Genomic DNA, 17,612 nt, shown 5'->3' with positions numbered 1-17,612 from the left:
AGAGAAAAGGAAATGCGTCCGTCCGCGTGCCGCTCAAGTGGCGAAGCGCACCAGCACCGCATCGGCCTCGACGAAATCGCCCTGGGCCGCGCCGATGCTGTCGACGGTACCGGCGCGCGGCGCCTTGAGCGCCAGTTCCATCTTCATCGCTTCCATCACCAGCAGTTCCTGGCCTTCCTCCACCTGGTCGCCGGGTTTGGCTCTCACCAGCACGATGCGGCCGGGCATGGGCGCGACGATCTGATTGCCGCCGGCGCCTTCCTTGGATGCCCAGGCGAAGGCCTCGGCGCGAGTGAACGCGTGGCGGTGTCCGTCGGCGTCGTGCACCAGCACGCGCTGCGCATCGGCACGCAGCGGGAGGCGTTGCGCTTCGCCGTCGAAGCGCGCGCTGAGCGTTTCGCCGTCATGACGCGCCCCGGTCACGTGGCATTCGGCATCGCCGTGACGCAGGCGGTAGTCGCCATCATGGCCGTGGGCCTCGATTTCATAGCGCTGCTCGCGCAAGGACAGCGCCACGATGCGCTTGCCGGCGTGGCCGACGCGCCAGGCATCGGCGCGCGCCCAGGGCGAGAACGGGTCGGCGCCGTAACGCGCCGCGGTCGCCGTGACGCCTTCGTCATGCAGCAGCGCCGCGACGGCCGCGGCGAACAGCATGCGCGGCGCGGGCGCGGTATCGCCGGCGAGGAATTCATCCAGATGGCGATCGAGATAGCCGGTGTCGATGCGGCCTTCCACCACGGCCGGATGGCGGGTCAGGCGCTCGAGGAAGGCGATGTTCGACTTGGGGCCGGCGATCTCGCAGGTCATCAGCGCATCGCGCAGGCGCTGCAGGGCCTGCGGGCGATCGGCGCCGTACACGATGAGCTTGGCGATCATCGGATCGTAGAAGATCGTGACCGTGTCGCCTTCAATCACGCCGCCATCGATGCGCACGTGGCGCGAGCGCTCGGGCAGGCGCAGCCGCAGCAGCTTGCCGGAGCCGGGGAGGAAGTTCTGTTCCGGGTCTTCCGCGTAAAGGCGCACTTCAATGGCGTGACCATGCGCCCGGATGTCCTCCTGGCGCAGCGGCAGCGGCTCGCCGGCGGCGACGCGCAGTTGCCATTCGACCAGATCCAGGCCGAGGGTTTCCTCGGTGACCGGGTGCTCTACCTGCAGGCGCGTATTCATCTCCATGAAGAAGAATTCGCCGTCCTGGCCCACGATGAATTCCACCGTGCCGGCGCCCACGTAATCGACGGCGAGCGCGGCGGCCACCGCGGCGGCGCCCATGGCGGCGCGGCGCTCGGGCGTGAGGAAAGGCGAGGGCGTTTCCTCCAGTACCTTCTGGTAGCGGCGCTGGGCCGAACACTCGCGTTCGTTGAGATGGATGACGTTGCCGTGCGTGTCGCCGAACACCTGGAACTCGATATGGCGCGGGTGCTCGACGTAGCGCTCCAGGATCACGCGCGTATCGCCGAAGGCGTTGGCCGCCTCGCGTTGCGCGGAGGCGAGCGCGTCGGCGAATTCCTTCTCGGCACGCACGATGCGCATGCCTTTGCCGCCGCCGCCCGCAGCGGCCTTGATCATCAGCGGGAAGCCGGTGCGCCGCGCCTGCTCGGCGAGGAAATCCGTGTCCTGGTTGTCGCCGTGGTAGCCGGGCACCAGCGGCACCGTGTGCTTCTCCATCAGCGCTTTCGCCGCGGCCTTGGAACCCATCGCATCGATGCTTTCCGGGCGCGGCCCGATGAAGGCGATGCCGGCATCGGCGCAGGCGCGCGCGAAGGCGGTGTTCTCGGAAAGGAATCCGTAGCCGGGGTGGATCGCCTGCGCGCCGCTGCGCCGGGCGACGTCGAGGATGGCGTCGGTGCGCAGGTAGGAATCGGCTGGACGCGGGCCGCCGATGGGCCAGGCTTCATCCGCCAGACGCACGTGTTGCGCGTCGGCGTCGGCCTCGGAGTAGACGGCGATGGTACGGATGCCGAGACGGCGGCAGGTGCGGATCACGCGGCAGGCGATTTCGCCGCGGTTGGCAATGAGTACGCGCTCGAACATGCACGGGTCCGTCAGGTGGGGTGCAAAGTCCGTAACGCTAGCAGAACGGGCGTTTCAGGCCGATGCGCGGCGCAGCATGCCTTTGCGCCCTCTCTCCGCCGGAGAGGGCTGGGGTGAGAGGACCTGGGGAGCGGAGGAGCGGGAGCCTTTGCAAATACGCCGGGCTTCGTACAGCCTCTTTCTCGATCGCTGGTCCCTTATCCGCATATGACCGAAGGGAATCCCCGTGAAACCCTTCCTCAGTGGAGAGAAGGGTTTCACGCAGGAATTACTCGCCTTCCCAGTAATCCACCGACTCGCCTTGCCTTCCCACCACGCGGAAAAACTGCGGCGTGCCGTCCGCGGAGGGGCCGAAGTTGGCCATCACGCCGTACTTCCCGCTGTCGGGGTATTCGCATACTTCCGGATACTGCATGGTGCTGATGCTCAGATAGCGCAGGTCCGAACTGCCGGTGTTGACGATCTGGTGTGCCGCCTCCGGTCCGCCGGGCGGGCAGGCAATGATGTCGCCGGGCCGGATCGCGTGCCGCTCCTCGCCGATGCGCACTTCGCCTTCGCCTTCGAGCACGAAGAACATTTCCTCGTTCACGCGATGGTGGTGGAACGGATAGCCGCGCATGCCCGGCGGCAGCACGGTGAGGTTGTAGCCGAGCTTCTGCGCGCCTAGCAGGGGCGAAATGCGCGCGACGCGCGCATCGAAACGCTCGGCGGCCGCGCCCGTGGGCGCGAAGCCTACCTGGTAGGGCTGCGGCTGGACGTCGGCGATGTTGAGAATGTGGCGGGGCATGGACGGTCCTGGCGGTTGCCGGCGAAGGTCAGGCGGGCAGGTGGCAGACGGCTTCCACGTTGTGGCCGTCCAGGTCCAGCACGAAGGCGGCGTAGTAATGGCTGTGGTAGTGCGGGCGCAGGCCGGGCTCGCCGTTGCTGGTGCCGCCGGCGGCCATGGCTTCCCGATAGAAGGCATCCACGGCGGCGTGGGTTTTGGCGACGAAGGCGACGTGGATGGTGGAGAGCGCCGCGTTGGGGCTGCTGCTGATCCAGAAGCAAGGCTTGCCGTCGATGCCGAAGCCGGCATGCGCGCGGGTGCCGGTGACTTCCTGGGGCACTTCCATCACCAGGCCGCCGCCCAGCGGGGCGAGCACGCGTTCGTAGAAGGCCTTGCTGCGCGCGTAGTTCGAAACGGGCACGCCGATATGGTCGAGCATGGACGACTCCTTCGATGGATGCGATGGCCAGACGGCAGTTTATGCCTGGACCAGCCAGGCCGGCGTGCGCTTGTCGAGGAAGGCGCCGAGTCCTTCCTGGCCTTCGGCGGAGACGCGCAGGCGGGCGATCAGGGCGGCGTTCTCGCGGTCGACCGCCTCGGCCCAGGCCTCGTCCAGGCCGGCCACGCCGAGCGCCAGGCGCTTGGCTTCGGCCTGCGCGACAGGACCGGCCTTGGCGAGCGCGGCCAGCGCGCTGTCTACCGCGGCATCCAGGCCGTCCGCCGGCACGCACTGGTGCAGCAGGCCGATGCGCTGCGCCGTGGGCGCGTCGAACAGTTCGCCGGTGAGGAACAGGCGCCGCGCCTGCCGCAGGCCGATCGCGGCGATCACGTAGGGCGAGATCACCGCCGGCACCAGCCCGAGCTTGACCTCGGTCAGCCCGAATTTCGCGCCATCCACGCCGATGGCGATGTCGCAACAGGCGACCAGGCCCACGCCGCCGCCGTAGGCCGCGCCGTTGACGCGCGCCACGGTGGGCTTGGGCAGGTATTGCAGGGTGCGCATCAGATGGGCCAGGCGCAGGGAATCCTCGCGGTTCTCCGCTTCGCTGGCCTTGGCCATGCCGCGCATCCAGTTCAGGTCGGCGCCGGCGGAAAAGCTGGCGCCCTCGCCAGTGAGCACAACGGCGCGCACGCCGGCATCGCTTCCGGCGGCTTCCAGGGCGTTCGTCAGTTCGGCGATCAGGGCGTCGTCGAAAGCGTTGTGCAGTGCCGGGCGGTTCAGCGCCAGCGTGCGTACGCCGGCGCGGTCGGAGGTTCGGAGGCTCGTGTACATGCGGGTTCCGGGGCGGCAAAGCGCCTAGGGTAAGGGAAGGCGGCCGGGAGCAAGAGCTTGCGGCGGCGAAAGCCGCGGCAACGCGCCACGATGGCATTCCCCCGTGACCGGCGGATCACTGTACAATGCGAACCATTCTTATTTGAGTGGTGGCCGTGCGACTGTCCGACCTGCCCAATGGGGCGCCTGCCGTGGTGGACCGAGTGGACGATGCTCATGCCGATGATCTGATCGCGCAGCGCCTGCGCGACCTGGGCTTTGTCGAAGGCGAGCCCGTCCGCGTCGTGGCGCGTGGACCGCTGGGCGCGGATCCCTTGCTGATCCAGATCGGTTCCACACGCTTCGCGCTGCGCCGCACCGAGGCAGCGCGCATCACCGTGCGGAGCGGAGAGCAGGCCAAAGGAGAGCGGGCATGAGCGCCAGCACCCTGCGCATCGCCCTGGTCGGCAACCCCAACTGCGGCAAGACGGCGCTGTTCAACCAGCTCACCGGCGGCCGCCAGAAGGTCGCCAACTATGCCGGCGTCACTGTCGAGCGCAAGGAAGGCCGCTTCACTGCGCCGAGCGGGCGCGTGCTGCACCTGCTGGACTTGCCCGGCACCTACAGCTTCGATGCCACCAGCCCGGACGAGCAGATCACCCGCGATGTGTGCGAGGGCGTCTATCCCGGCGAACCGGCGCCCGACCTGATCGTATGCGTGGCCGACGCCACCAACCTGCGCCTGCACCTGCGCTTCGTGCTGGAAGTGAAGCGCCTGGGCCGTCCGGTGGTGCTGGCGCTTAACATGATGGATACCGCGCGCCGCCGCGGCATCCGGATCGACATCGCCGAGCTGCAGCGCCGCCTGGGCATTCCGGTGGTCGAGACGGTCGCGGTGAAGCGCGGCGGCGCGAAGGCGCTGATCGAGCGCGTGGATGGCGAGGTGCCGTCCGCTCCGCCGGCGCTGCCGGACGACCCCGCCAGCCGCGCCGACCTGCACGCGCAGGTGCGCGAGCTGCTCGCCGCCACGGTGGTGATGCCGCGCAGCACCGACGCCATCGATGACGCGATCGATCGCTGGGCGCTGCATCCGGTGTTCGGCCTCGCCATCCTGGCGGTGCTGATGTTCCTGATCTTCCAGGCGGTGTTTTCCTGGGCACAGCCGATCATGGACGCGATCGAAGTGGGCGTGGCCTCGCTCGGCGCGTGGGTGACCGGTTTCCTGCCGCCGGACAGCGCGCTGCACAGCCTGCTCAACGAAGGCATCTTCGCGGGGCTGGGCGCGGTGCTGGTGTTCCTGCCGCAGATCCTGATCCTGTTCCTTTTCATCCTGGTGCTGGAGGAATCCGGCTACCTGCCGCGCGCGGCCTTCCTGCTGGATAAGCTGATGTTCAAGGCGGGCCTGACCGGGCGCGCCTTCATTCCGCTGCTGTCGAGCTTCGCCTGTGCCATTCCCGGCATCATGGCGACGCGCAGCATCACCGATCCGCGCGACCGCCTGACCACTATCCTGGTGGCGCCACTGATGACCTGCTCGGCGCGCCTGCCCGTGTATACGCTGCTGATCGCCGCGTTCATCCCGCAACGTACGGTGGGCGGCATTTTCAATCTGCAGGGTGTGGTCCTGTTCACGCTGTACGTCGCCGGCATCGTCAGCGCGCTGACCGTGGCTTTTGTGATCAAGCGTTTCCGCAAGGACAAGAGCGAGCACGCGCTGCTGATGGAACTGCCGTCGTATCGCCTGCCCAATCCGCGCGACGTCGCGCTCGGGCTGTGGGAGCGCGCGCTGGTCTTCCTGAAGCGCGTCGGCGGAATCATCCTGGCGCTGACTGTGTTGCTGTGGTTCCTGTCCAGCTTCCCGGCGCCGCCGGAAGGCGCGACGCAGCCGGCCATCGACTACAGCCTGGCCGGGCGCCTGGGCCGTGCACTGCATTACGTGTTCGCGCCGGTGGGTTTCAACTGGCAGATCTGCATCGCGCTGATCCCCGGCCTGGCCGCGCGCGAAGTGGCGGTGTCGGCATTGGGCACGGTGTACGCGATGTCCGGTGGCGACGACGCCGTGGCCAGCCAGCTCGGCCCGGTGATCGCGCAGCAGTGGTCGCTGGCGACGGCGCTGTCGCTGCTGGCGTGGTACGTGTTCGCGCCGCAGTGCATGTCGACGCTGGCGGTGATCCGCCGCGAGACCAATTCCTGGCGCAATGTGGCGATCACGGCCGGTTATCTGTTCGGCCTCGCGTACCTTGCGTCGCTGATCACCTACCAGGTGGCGAGGGCGCTGACATGAGTACGTTCCACCTGGTGCAGGGCCTGGTTATCGGCGCGCTGGTGCTGTTCAGCGCGGGGTACGCGTTCCGCAAGCTGCTGCCGGGCATGAGCACGCGCTGGCTGGCGGCCGCATCGGCCTCGCTCAACAAGCCTTGGCGTGCCTCCTGGCTGCGTGCGCTGGGCCGCTGGCTGCAGCCGGCGCAGGCCACCGGCAACTGCGGCGATGGTTGCGGCACCTGTGGCAGCTGTGGACCGAAGCCGCCGTCGTCCGCTCGGCCGGATGTCCAGCCGCTGGAATTCCGGCCGCGCAACCGTCCCGCGCCCTGAGCGGGCGTTTCAGGCGGCAGTCCGGCTCGGGCGGCGGCGCCCACGCTCCTTCCACGCGTCGGCCAGCCAGAAGCCCAATGCAATGCAGGCGCCGAGTTCCACCAGCGGCAGGTTGGATATTCCTTCGCTGGTGAACAGGGCACGCAGCACATTGATGAGGACAATCCAGCCGATCGGATGCATGCGCACCGGCAGCGGCCCGGCGCCGCTGCGTTCGCGGTAACGGCGGACCCCCAGCACGATGGCGAGGACCACGACCACATCGCCTACGAGCACGTGGGCGCCCAGGTACTTGAGCGCCACGCCGAGCGCGGCGATCAGCGGGATGCAGGCCCAGCGCAGCCACGGCCAGCGCTGGCCGGACGAGTCGGGCATACGCTGCCAGTCATCGAGCCATTGCCAGCCCAGGTAGGCGAGCGCCAGGCCGCCGACACCGCCGATCCATGCCGAAATAGTGGGAAAGACCTCCCACGCCTTGTCCGCGTTGCCACCGCTCAGTGCGATCAGGCCGAACAGCACGGCGATGATCGCGATGGCGGCGACGGTTCCGGTCACGACGCGCACGGCATGGACCGCGGAGCGGGGCAGCGACAACCTGCGTTCGCCCGCCAACGTCCAGAACCGTAACTGCGCCGGAGGCATGTAGGGGAGGAGTTCCTCCAGATGGTCCTCACTCAGGCGCGTCGCGAAACGTGCCAGCTCGCCCGGGCGCTCAGGCAGCATCGCCACGCGCAGCGCCTGTCCCCATCGGAATGGGCGCGACAGCTGGCGCAGCATGCGGCGCGTCATCTTGACGTTCGGTGCCTGGCCCGGCCAGCCGGGATCGTGCGCGCGCCGTGCCAGCGCCTCGATGTGCTCCGGCTGCAGTTCCCATTGCAGCCGCATGCGGCGGCGCAGCCGCTGCAGCGCGAAGGGGTCGTAACCCGCCTGCACGTGGTCCAGATCGAAGAACCGCAGCAGGGCATCGAAGCTCTCGCCCGGCATGGGGGCGGGGCGCTGCCGGAGGCGGGCCATCATGCGCTGGCCCAGCTCGGACTTGGCTTGCAGCGACCATAATTCATGCCGGGTGCCCAGCCATTGCAGCAAGGCCTCGGTGTTGGCATGTCCGGCCATCGCAAGCATCTCGTCCAGCAGCCGTTCCAGGTCCACCGCGGTAACGGGAAGCTGGTCCGTCTCCCGGGCCATGGCCGGCGCGGATCGCGGCCGCCGGGTCGGGACAAGGGCGACGGCCGGCATGTTCTCGACGGGCTCGGTTTGCGCCGACGCCTCGGCGAGCGCCTCCGTCTCGTGTTCCCCGGACGGGGCCGGCACCGCTTCGGCGCGGTGACTACAGAGACGAAGCGCCAGTTCGTACGCCTCGCGCAGGCGCTGGAAGCCGGCGGGGTCTTCGTCGGGACGCACGCTCCGCAGGCGCTGTGCGTACGCGCGCTTGATGCTGCGCTCGTCGGCGTCCGGAGACAGGCCGAGCAGTTCGAAGGCCCACATCAGAGCTGGCGCTCCAATTGGTCCAGGGCGGTGCTGAAGTGGCCGCGGTGTTCGCGGATGAGATGCTCGTCCTGGGTCTCCAGCGATTGCCGGAACTGCGCGATCCACTGCTGCACTGTATCGCGGGCCTGCAGGTGTTCTTCGTAGAGGCGTTCGGCGCGGGCCAGCAGTGCGATGTTCTCCTGCTTGTCGCGCGGATGGATCTTGATATCCTGCAGGGCGGCGAGGCGCGTGCGGATCTCCTCGGGGCTGAGCAGGCCTGGGTTCTGTTCCAGGATCAGCTCGTGCCTTTCGCCAGTGGCCAGCACCGTGGCTTCGGCCTGCAACACGCCGTTGATGTCGTAGGTAAAGCGCAGGCGCACGCCGTTCTCGCTGGCGGCACGGTTGGGCGGCAGCGGCACCATCATTTCGCCCAGCTTGATGTTGCGCTCGACCATCGGGCTTTCGCCCTGGTACACGTCGAGGTTCAACACGCTCTGGTTGTCGTACAGCGGGTAATAGGTTTCTTCGCGGCTGACCGGCACGGTGCTGTTGCGGTGGATGATGGGCGAGAACAGCCCGCCGAGGATCTGGCCGTTGGCATCGCGGCGCGATACCGCGGTACCCAGCGTGTACGGGCATACATCGGTAAGGATCACTTCCTCCAGGCGCTCGTCGCGCGCCTTGAGACCCGCTGCGATGCATGCGCCCAGGGCGATGGCCTGGTCGGGATTGACGTGGCGCAGCGGCAGGCGGCCGAACATGCGCGACACCAGCCGCGCCACCAGGGGCATGCGACTGGCGCCGCCGACCAGCACGATCTCGCTCAGCTGCGCCGGTTGCAGGCGCGCATCGCGCATGGCCCGTTCGACCGGCGCGCGCATGCGCTGGATCAGTGGCTCGCACAAGCGGGCGAAGCGGTCCTCGTCGATGCTCCAGGAACGTGCCTGGCCGTCGAGCGTGATCTCGACTGCCGCTTGCGCCGGGCCGGAGAGCGAGCGCTTGAGCTGTTCGAGGCGCCGCCGCAGCTGGCCGAGTTCGCCGGCAGGCAGTTTTTCCGGCGCCAGACCCTGGTCGCCGCAGAACGCGGCCACGAGCACGTCGAGGAAATCTTCGCCGCCCAGGAAGTTGTCGCCCGCGCTCGCATGCACCTCGACGACGCCGTCGAACAGTTCGAGGATCGACACGTCGAAGGTGCCGCCGCCAAGATCGAAGATGGCGAAGCGCGAGCCGTCGCGTTGCTCCTGCAGCCCGTAGGCGAGGGCGGCCGCGGTGGGTTCGTTGATCAGCCGCTCGACGCGGATGCCGGCCAGTTCGCCCGCGGCGCGGGTGGCCTTGCGCTGCGCATCCGAGAAATAGGCCGGTACGCTGATCACCGCCTCGGTGACCTTCTCGCCGGTGGCGGCTTCCGCGTCAGCGATGAGCGAGCGCAGGATCAGCGCGGACAGCTCTTCCGGACGAAACGCGCGCGACCCCAGCTTCGTTTCCCGCGGGGTGCCCATCCAGCGCTTGAACGCGGCGACACTGTCGCTCGGATGGCTGACCATGCGGTCGCGCGCGGCCTGGCCCACAATCACGTGGCCCTGGTCGTCCACGCTCACCACGGACGGCGTCAGCAGCTCGCCCAGCGCGTTGGGAAACAGCCTGGGGCCGTCCGCACCGTATTGACCGACGAGCGAATGCGTCGTGCCCAGGTCGATACCTACCATCATCCTTGATTCCCCCTTTCGGAATCGCTGTGTTTTCTTCGGATTCGGCTACATGCGGAAAACGCCGTACCGCTGCGGCTCGATCGGCGCGTTGAGCGAGGCGGAGATAGCCAGGCCGAGCACGCGGCGGGTATCCGCCGGATCGATGATGCCATCGTCCCACAGGCGCGCGCTGGCGTAGTAGGGGTGGCCCTGGCGCTCGTACTGGTCGCGGATGGGAGCCTTGAAGGCTTCCTCGTCTTCCGCGCTCCAGCTCTTGCCGGAGGCTTCGAGGCCGTCACTGCGCACGGTGGCCAGCACCGAGGCCGCCTGTTCGCCGCCCATCACGCTGATGCGCGCGTTCGGCCACATCCACAGGAAGCGCGCACCGTAGGCGCGGCCGCACATAGCGTAGTTGCCGGCGCCGAAACTGCCGCCGATCACCACGGTGAACTTCGGCACGTGCGAGCAGGCCACCGCGGTGACCATCTTGGCGCCGTCCTTGGCGATGCCGGCGTTTTCATATTTCTTGCCGACCATGAAGCCGGTGATGTTCTGCAGGAACACCAGCGGTACGTTGCGCTGGTTGCACAGCTCGATGAAATGCGCGCCTTTGAGCGCGCTTTCCGAGAACAGAATGCCGTTGTTGGCGACGATGCCCACCGGGTAGCCGTGGATGTGCGCGAAGCCGCACACCAGGGTCTTGCCGTAACGCGCCTTGAATTCGTGGAACTCGGAACCGTCGACGATGCGCGCGATCACCTCGCGGATGTCGAAAGGACGACGGGTGTCTTGCGGGATGACGCCGTAAAGTTCTTCGGCCGCATAGCGGGGCTCGGAGGGCTGGCGCAGGGCCAGCGGCATGTCCTTCTTCCGGTTGAGGCTGGCGACGATGTCGCGTGCGATCGATAGCGCGTGGGCGTCGTTCTCGGCAAAGTGATCGGCCACGCCCGAAATAGACGTATGGACATCCGCGCCGCCCAGCGCCTCGGCGTCCACCACTTCGCCCGTGGCTGCCTTCACGAGCGGCGGGCCGCCGAGGAAGATGGTGCCCTGTTCGCGGACGATGATGGTCTCGTCGCTCATCGCCGGCACGTAGGCGCCGCCGGCGGTGCAGGAGCCCATCACCACGGCGATCTGCGGAATGCCCAGGCCGGACATGCGCGCCTGGTTGTAGAAGATGCGGCCGAAGTGCTCCTTGTCGGGGAATACCTCGTCCTGCAGCGGCAGGAACGCGCCGCCGGAATCGACCAGGTAGACGCAGGGCAGGCGGTTCTCCAGCGCCACTTCCTGCGCGCGCAGATGCTTCTTCACCGTCATGGGGAAATAGGTGCCGCCCTTGACGGTGGCATCGTTGGCGACCACCACCACCTCGATGCCATGCACGCGGCCGATGCCGGTGATGATGCCGGCGGCCGGCGCGGCATCGTCGTACATGCCGTGCGCCGCGAGCGGGGAGAGTTCGAGGAACGGCGAACCCGGATCGAGCAGGGCGCGAATGCGTTCGCGCGGCAGCAGCTTGCCGCGCGCCGTGTGCTTTTCGCGGGCCTTGTCGCCGCCGCCTTCGGCGGTGCGCGCCAGTTGCCGGTGCAGATCGTCCACCAGTCCGCGCAGGTGGGCGCTGCCGGCCTGGAACTCGGACGAACGGGGATCGATCTGCGAGGCGATGACGCTCATGGGGAAGGCTGCGCTCGAAGGGAAAAGCCGGATGATAACGGCCGCCGCGCCGGGGCCGAAACGCACCGCCGCATTTCCGCGGGCGCATTATCTTCGGGCGAAAAAAAACCGGCCGCTTGCGCGGCCGGTTTTCCTGAAGCATCGCGAAGGGATCAATGGCCCTTGGCGGCGTCCTTCGCCTTGTCCGCAGCGTCCTTGGCGGAGCTGGCAGCGTCCTTGGCGGCGTCGGCGGCCTTGGAAGCGGCGTCGGCAGCCTGCTCCATGGCGGCGGCCGGAGCGGTGCCGGCGGCAGCCGGAGCAGCAGCGGTCGAGGCCGGGGCAGCAGCCGGAGCGGCGGCGGTGGAAGCCGGAGCGGCAGCCGGAGCAGCCTGCTCGGCAGCCTTCTGAGCCTGATCAGCCGACTGCTGAGCCTGGTCAGCCGACTTCTGGGCGTCCTGCGCGGAATCCTGCGCGCCGTTGCTGCAAGCCGCCAGCAGCGCGACGAGCGCGGAGGCGAGTAGGGTACGCGTGAACTTCATTGTTGAATCTCCTTTGCCGTGGAATGCCGTTTGGCGGGCGTATTAATAGCGCTTTCGCGGATTTTGCGCCACATCTTTATTTAACACGCCCAACGCCGGTTATCCCCCTTTCATGGGGCTGGGGCGACCGGCCGGGGAGGCCGAATCAGTCCAGGCATTCCACCGCGATCGCGGTGGCTTCGCCGCCGCCGATGCACAGGGAGGCGATGCCGCGCTTGAGGCCGCGGGTCTTCAGCGCATTGAGCAAGGTCACCACCAGGCGGGTGCCGCTGGCACCGATGGGGTGGCCCAGGGCGCAGGCGCCGCCATTGACGTTGAGCTTCTCGTGCGGGATGCCCAGCTCGCGCATCGGGGCCATGGCCACCACGGCGAAGGCCTCGTTGATCTCGAACAGGTCCACGTCCTCGACCTTCCAGCCGGCCTTCTCCAGCACCTTCTTGAGGGCGCCGATCGGGGCGGTGGTGAACCACTCCGGTTCCTGCGACTGGGTGGCATGGGCCACGATGCGGGCCAGCGGCTTGATGCCGCGGGCCTTGGCGTCGTCGGCCGAGAGCAGCACCACGGCGGCTGCGCCGTCGGAGATGCTGGACGAGCTGGCGGCGGTGATGGTGCCGTTCTCCTTGCGGAAGGCGGGCTTCAGAGTTGGCACCTTATTAATGTCCGAGCGACTCGGCTGTTCGTCGGTATCCACCTTGACCTCGCCCTTGCGGCCGGCCACGGTCACCGGGACGATCTCGCCGGCGAAGGCGCCGTTCTGCTGGGCGGCCTGGGCGCGCTTGACGGACTCGATGGCGAAGGCGTCCTGCTCCTCGCGGGTGAAGTGGTACTTGTCCGCGCACAGCTCGCCGAACACGCCCATGGCCTTGCCGTCGTAGGGGTTGGTCAGCCCGTCCCACGCCATGTGGTCGACCAGTTGGCCGTCGCCGTAGCGGATGCCGGTGCGGGCGTTGACCATGTGCGGCGCATTGGTCATCGACTCCATGCCGCCGGCCACCACGATGGCGGCCGAGCCGGCCTTGATCAGGTCGTGCCCCAGCATGATGGTCTTCATGCCCGAGCCGCACACCTTATTGACGGTAGTGCAGCCCACCGCGGTGGGCAGTCCGGCCTGCAGCGCGGCCTGGCGAGCCGGGGCCTGGCCCAGGTTCGCCGGCAGCACGCAGCCCATCAGCACTTCCTGGACGTCCTGCGGGGCGACGCCGGCTTGTTCCAGCGCGGCCTTGATGGCGGTGGCGCCCAGGGTGGGGGTGGGCACGCCGGTGAACTGGCCGAGGAAGGAGCCGATAGCGGTGCGCTTGGCGCCCGCGATGACAACACTGACGTCCGACATGGGAATCTCCGCAAAAGGACAGGAAGGGCTGGGTGGGCCCGGAAGCGATCGGCGGATTATCGCAGCGGCCTACCACTGCCGGCAAACGTCCGTCACGACAGGACTTTGCCGGAGACCTCCGTCATCGTTCCTTCGCAATTCGTTATGCAAGCTTTATGTCACCATGCGTCCGGGAGCCGTTCCTGCGCACCACTTCCGGGTGGCGCCCGGGGAGGGATGGCAGCCGGACGATCCGCGCGCCGGCAGGCAATGGATCAGCTGGAGGGGAAAACGCATGTACCAGGGTTATCCGCGGCACCGCGAGGCGTGTCTTGCCGTCTTCGTCGCGCTAGGCCTCAGCGCCTGCGGAGGTGGGGGCGGGGGCAACGGCAACGTGCGCCCGACGACGCCGTCGACGCCCAGCACGCCGTCCCAGCCGACCACCCAGCCGCCGCTAGACGCGCAGCTGGCACTGACCGATACCTACGCCGCGCACAGCCTGGGCTACACCGGCAAGGGCGTGACCATCGGGGTGGTCGACACGGGCGTCATGCGCAACCACCCCACGCTGGCCGGGCGAGTGACCAACGAGCTCATCTATGTGGACCGCACGGTCAACAACACCAGCATCGACGACGTGGTCGGCCATGGCACGTGGGTGGCGGAAATCGCGGCGGGCACGTCCTTCGCGCAATACCCCGGCGGCATCGCCCCCGGGGCGAACATCGTTTCGGCTCGCATCATCGCGGACAAGGCGCCGACGGATGATGGCTCTGGCCAGGGCAACCGCGCCACCAGCGCCGACCCTCTGGGGGCGATCAGCGACGACCTGATCAGCAACGGCGTGAAGGTGATGAACAACTCCTGGGGCGGTCTCTATTGGGACGCCGCGGCCACCTCGACTACGCAGAGCTTCCACGACGCCTACAACCGCTTCGTCAACAGCTGGGGCGGCCTGGTGGTGTTCGCGGCGGGCAATGATTCCAAGCCCAACCCCAGTGACGTGGCTGCCTTGCCGGCCCGCGCGCCGGACCTTGCCCGCGGCTGGCTCACCGTGGTGGCGGTGGACAGCAACCATCCCACCCAACTGGACAGCTATTCCAATGCCTGCGGTGTCGCCATGAGTTATTGCCTGGCCGCGCCGGGGGATCTGATCGTCGACGACAAGGACGACACAGCGAGCAGCGCCACGCACAAGTATTGGCAGGTCGAAGGAACCTCGTTCGCGGCGCCGCAGGTATCCGGCGCGGCTGCGCTGGTGTGGCAGGCTTATCCGTATTTCAGCAACGATCTGGTCCGCCAGACCCTGCTGGGCACGGCCACGGACCTGGGCACGCCCGGCCCGGACACGATCTTCGGCTATGGCCTGTTGGACGTGGGCAAGGCCGTGAACGGCCCGGCGAAGTTCGACTGGGGCGATGTCACCGTGAACTTCACGGGCACGTCGAGCTGGAACAACCCGATTTCCGGCGCCGGCGGACTGATCAAGCAGGGCAGCGGCACGCTTTCGCTGACGCAGCCTTCGACCTACACCGGCCTGACCCAGGTGCAGGGGGGCGTGCTGTCGGCGAAATCACTGGCGTCCGGCGTGACCATCGGCGCGCAAGGCACGCTTACCGATACGCACACCGTCGGTGGCAACGTGGCCAACGCTGGCGTACTGACCGTGCGCAGCGGCGACGTGAGCGTCGCGGGCAATTACCAGCAGACCGGCGCGGGCCGGCTCGCACTGGAGCTGGGCTCTGTACTGCGGGTGAGCGGAAGCGCCACCTTGGCGGGCGGCGATCTCTACGTGATCGGCGCAGGCTCGGGCTACATGGCCAACTCGCATACCAACGTGCTGGTGACGAATGCCGGCCTCAGCGGCGCCTTCTCGGGTGTCAACACGGCGTCCAACGTTTTCCTGATCGCATCGCTCAACTACGACGCCACCAGTGCGTGGCTCAACGTGCAGCAGGTGCAGGTCACGGCGGTGCAGGGGATGAGCTACACGGCCGCGTCGATGGGGGCGGCACAGCGTGTGGATGGCGCGTTCCAGCAGATCAACACCCAGCTGGCGCAGCAGGGCGCGAGCGGACAGATCGCCAGCTCCGGTTTCATCGCCGGCGCGGCGCAACTGCAGCAGTCGCCGAACCTGGCCGCGGCACAGCGCTCGCTGGAAAGCCTGTCCGGCCAGTTGCACGCGGCCAGTGCGGCGATGACCCTGCAGGCGATCGATGCGGGCACGCGTGCGCTGTCGGATCGCTTCGACCAGCTCGCCCAATCGCCGTCCGCCGGCAGCTGGGCACAGAACCTCGGTTACCAGGGCTCGATGGCGCGAGCTGGGTACGGCGATGTCAGCATGGATCTGAGCGGATGGATGGTCGGCCAGGACCGCCGTCTCGGTGCCAACGGCTTCGCGGGCTTTTCGGTGGCCCGCATGCAAGGGCTCGGGCGCCTTGCCGAAAGCGCTGATCAGGGGCGCAGCCACGCGGTGGAAGGAAGCTTCTACGCGGGCGTTGCGCGCGACGCCTGGTACGTGATGGGACGCGTGGGCGTAGGCGATTACCAAGAAAATATGCGCCGTCGCCTGCAACTCGGCGATGCGACCACCGCCGTGGCCAGCGACACGCGTGGCCGCTATGGCGTGGCTTACGGCGAGAGTGGCTATCGTCTCGATGCCGCCGGCGTGCGCGTCACGCCCTATGTAGATGTGCAGTACACGCGCATCCAGCGCGATGGCTTCAATGAACTGGGCGGTTACGGTTTCGGCCTGAAGGCACCTGGACAGGCCATCGAGCGCTGGCAGGCGGGCGCCGGTCTGCGCGCGGCACGCAGCTGGCTCGTGCCGGCCCTCGGTACGCTGGATCTGAAGGCCCGCCTTTCGTGGCAGCAAGCATTCGCCGTGCGCGGCGATGTTTTCGATGCAAGTTTCACCGGCCTCAATCAATGGGCGCCGCTGGGAGGCATTGGCCTGGCGCGCTATGCCGGCTTGGCGGGGCTGGAGATGGATTGGCGCTTCAATGCACGCAGCGCGTTGCAGTTGGGCTACGACCATTACTTCGGCCAGCACGATCAATCGAACATGGCGACGCTTGCGTATCAGTACCGATGGTGATCGCCAGGATTTGAATGAAAAAGGCACCGGCGCTCATCGCACCGGTGCCTTTTTTCATCCCGCATCAGCGGCCTCCGTCCGTGCGTAAGCCGTAAGGCAGGTAGTGGCCGCGGCGGGACGCGTAGCGGGGGCGGGCAGCCAGCAGTTCGGCCACGTGATCGACGGCGCGAGTGCGCTCGCCTTCATTCGCCTCGGCGTCGGTCATCGCTGCCTTGGCATTGGCGCAAGCAGATGTCGGCTCTGCTTTTGCCGCCTTCAGGTGATCCACCCGATGCGCGAAAAGCTGACGGGCTATGCTCATCCGTGCTTGCTGCACGCGGGAATCGAGATGGATGCCTTCGTTCTTCATGGCGCGCATTGTGATGGCGCTAGACGGTTCTAGTTGAAATGTCCGCATGTTTTTCAGAATCGTCTTGCGCTGTGTCGCTTTCGTGACGCTGGTGCGACGGATCGGTGCGTACCGAGGCTTTTGAGTCTAGTGCGGTCGACTAATCGATTCCGGTATGCCGGCACTGGGGCTAGGTGTTCGAAAGCGTGCTGCCCTCGCAGGGCGGCGCGCCGTCTGGGACGGCGCGCCGCGTGCCTTACGACGCGGTGGCTTGTTCCGTGTCGGCCATCGCACGCAGGCTCAGCGAATGGCCGTACTCGCTAAGGAAATGCACCGCCATGAACAGGCCTTCCACGCATGTCGGCGGCAGTGGCCATTCGCCCGGTGGCGCATGCTGGCCGCAGGCCTGCTGATCGCGGAAAGCCTCGCTGTTGGCGAGAAGGTCGTTCAGGACGTTCAGCGCGAGCTGGATGCCGGCCAGGCGAGTGAGCAGGCGTTGCTCGGCGTCTTCGATGTCATCGGTCAGATAGAAAGGTCGGCCCAGTGGATTCGTCGGGTGTGAAGGCGCAGGGTGTGGGGCCGGTGTCTGCTCCGTCGACGGGGTGGAAAGGTAAGCGGGTGCCTTATGATCCTGGTCAGCCATGATCAACTCCATGTCTAGTTGGTTGTGGTCAGCGGGTCGGTTGGGGTGCGATCCCAGCCGGCCCGCGCTTGCATGGCGGCTACGCCGTGGCCGCGCGCGACGTGCGCGCACACGCATGTGCGGGGCGCAAGAACGTAACGGCGCGGCCCCGCCACACTAATCACGGCAACGATGGCTGTCTGTCAGGGATAGCCGGCAGCGTGCGTCGGAAACGTGTCGTCCTGCGCGTCCGCGTGCTTATCGTCAT

The 17,612-nt window shown here is 67.6% G+C and carries 15 protein-coding genes; 4 read left to right on the top strand and 11 right to left on the bottom strand.

Going from position 1 to position 17,612, the window contains the following annotated elements; translation table 11 throughout:
* Window positions 1-33 precede the first annotated feature (33 nt).
* From RKE25_RS16555 to RKE25_RS16540, 4 genes are all read right to left on the bottom strand, one after another.
* Window positions 34-2,031 carry an acetyl/propionyl/methylcrotonyl-CoA carboxylase subunit alpha gene (locus RKE25_RS16555; protein ID WP_311839197.1) on the bottom strand — a complete coding sequence of 666 codons (1,998 nt, stop codon included), beginning with the start codon at window positions 2,029-2,031 and terminating at the stop codon, window positions 34-36.
* Between the two features lie 268 nt (window positions 2,032-2,299).
* Complete coding sequence (locus tag RKE25_RS16550) at window positions 2,300-2,818, bottom strand: cupin domain-containing protein (protein WP_311839196.1); 519 nt, start codon at window positions 2,816-2,818, stop codon at window positions 2,300-2,302.
* A 28-nt stretch (window positions 2,819-2,846) separates the two neighbouring features.
* Window positions 2,847-3,236 (bottom strand): VOC family protein, encoded by a 390-nt coding sequence (locus RKE25_RS16545; RefSeq protein ID WP_311839195.1) that lies wholly within the window; start codon window positions 3,234-3,236, stop codon window positions 2,847-2,849.
* A gap of 39 nt (window positions 3,237-3,275) precedes the next feature.
* Window positions 3,276-4,070 carry an enoyl-CoA hydratase/isomerase family protein gene (locus RKE25_RS16540; protein ID WP_311839194.1) on the bottom strand — a complete coding sequence of 265 codons (795 nt, stop codon included), beginning with the start codon at window positions 4,068-4,070 and terminating at the stop codon, window positions 3,276-3,278.
* A 155-nt stretch (window positions 4,071-4,225) separates the two neighbouring features.
* Here RKE25_RS16540 and RKE25_RS16535 point away from each other — a divergent pair, with 155 nt between their 5' ends.
* Genes RKE25_RS16535 through RKE25_RS16525 form a run of 3 tightly spaced genes read left to right on the top strand, consistent with a single transcriptional unit; the run spans window position 4,226 to window position 6,641 of the window.
* Window positions 4,226-4,486: a FeoA family protein gene (locus RKE25_RS16535; protein WP_311839193.1), complete on the top strand. Its 261-nt coding sequence runs from the start codon at window positions 4,226-4,228 to the stop codon at window positions 4,484-4,486.
* The gene (feoB, locus tag RKE25_RS16530) at window positions 4,483-6,333 is read left to right on the top strand and encodes a ferrous iron transport protein B (protein WP_311839192.1); all 1,851 of its coding nucleotides are present in this window, start codon (window positions 4,483-4,485) and stop codon (window positions 6,331-6,333) included. Before RKE25_RS16535 ends, feoB begins: the two co-directional genes overlap by 4 nt.
* Window positions 6,330-6,641 carry a DUF6587 family protein gene (locus tag RKE25_RS16525; protein WP_311839191.1) on the top strand — a complete coding sequence of 104 codons (312 nt, stop codon included), beginning with the start codon at window positions 6,330-6,332 and terminating at the stop codon, window positions 6,639-6,641. The genes feoB and RKE25_RS16525 overlap by 4 nt, the downstream gene beginning before the upstream one ends.
* A 9-nt stretch (window positions 6,642-6,650) precedes the next feature.
* Here the strand turns inward: RKE25_RS16525 and RKE25_RS16520 are convergent, their stop codons facing one another.
* The 5 genes from RKE25_RS16520 to RKE25_RS16500 form a co-directional block, all read right to left on the bottom strand.
* A complete protein-coding gene (locus RKE25_RS16520) occupies window positions 6,651-8,126 on the bottom strand; it encodes a hypothetical protein (protein ID WP_311839190.1) in 1,476 nt (491 codons plus the stop codon).
* A complete protein-coding gene (locus RKE25_RS16515; RefSeq protein WP_311839189.1) occupies window positions 8,126-9,817 on the bottom strand; it encodes a molecular chaperone HscC in 1,692 nt (563 codons plus the stop codon). The genes RKE25_RS16520 and RKE25_RS16515 overlap by 1 nt, the downstream gene beginning before the upstream one ends.
* Window positions 9,818-9,862: 45 nt before the next feature.
* The gene (locus RKE25_RS16510; protein ID WP_311839188.1) at window positions 9,863-11,470 is read right to left on the bottom strand and encodes a carboxyl transferase domain-containing protein; all 1,608 of its coding nucleotides are present in this window, start codon (window positions 11,468-11,470) and stop codon (window positions 9,863-9,865) included.
* Between the two features lie 152 nt (window positions 11,471-11,622).
* The gene (locus RKE25_RS16505; protein ID WP_311839187.1) at window positions 11,623-11,988 is read right to left on the bottom strand and encodes a hypothetical protein; all 366 of its coding nucleotides are present in this window, start codon (window positions 11,986-11,988) and stop codon (window positions 11,623-11,625) included.
* A gap of 145 nt (window positions 11,989-12,133) precedes the next feature.
* Window positions 12,134-13,318, bottom strand: coding sequence for an acetyl-CoA C-acyltransferase (locus RKE25_RS16500; RefSeq protein ID WP_311839186.1), 1,185 nt, complete (start codon window positions 13,316-13,318; stop codon window positions 12,134-12,136).
* 274 nt (window positions 13,319-13,592) lie between these two features.
* Here RKE25_RS16500 and RKE25_RS16495 point away from each other — a divergent pair, with 274 nt between their 5' ends.
* On the top strand, window positions 13,593-16,394 hold the full coding sequence (locus RKE25_RS16495) for a S8 family serine peptidase (RefSeq protein ID WP_311839185.1): 2,802 nt from the start codon (window positions 13,593-13,595) through the stop codon (window positions 16,392-16,394).
* 64 nt (window positions 16,395-16,458) lie between these two features.
* Here RKE25_RS16495 and RKE25_RS16490 read toward each other — a convergent pair whose 3' ends face one another.
* A complete protein-coding gene (locus tag RKE25_RS16490; protein ID WP_311839184.1) occupies window positions 16,459-16,743 on the bottom strand; it encodes a hypothetical protein in 285 nt (94 codons plus the stop codon).
* 235 nt (window positions 16,744-16,978) lie between these two features.
* Window positions 16,979-17,365, bottom strand: a complete 387-nt coding sequence (locus RKE25_RS16485) for a hypothetical protein (RefSeq protein WP_311839183.1) — start codon at window positions 17,363-17,365, stop codon at window positions 16,979-16,981.
* Window positions 17,366-17,612: the final 247 nt, after the last annotated feature.

The organism is Dyella sp. BiH032, assembly GCF_031954525.1.
Classification (GTDB): Bacteria; Pseudomonadota; Gammaproteobacteria; order Xanthomonadales; family Rhodanobacteraceae; genus Dyella_D.
This window is presented reverse-complemented; position numbering and strand designations above follow the sequence as displayed.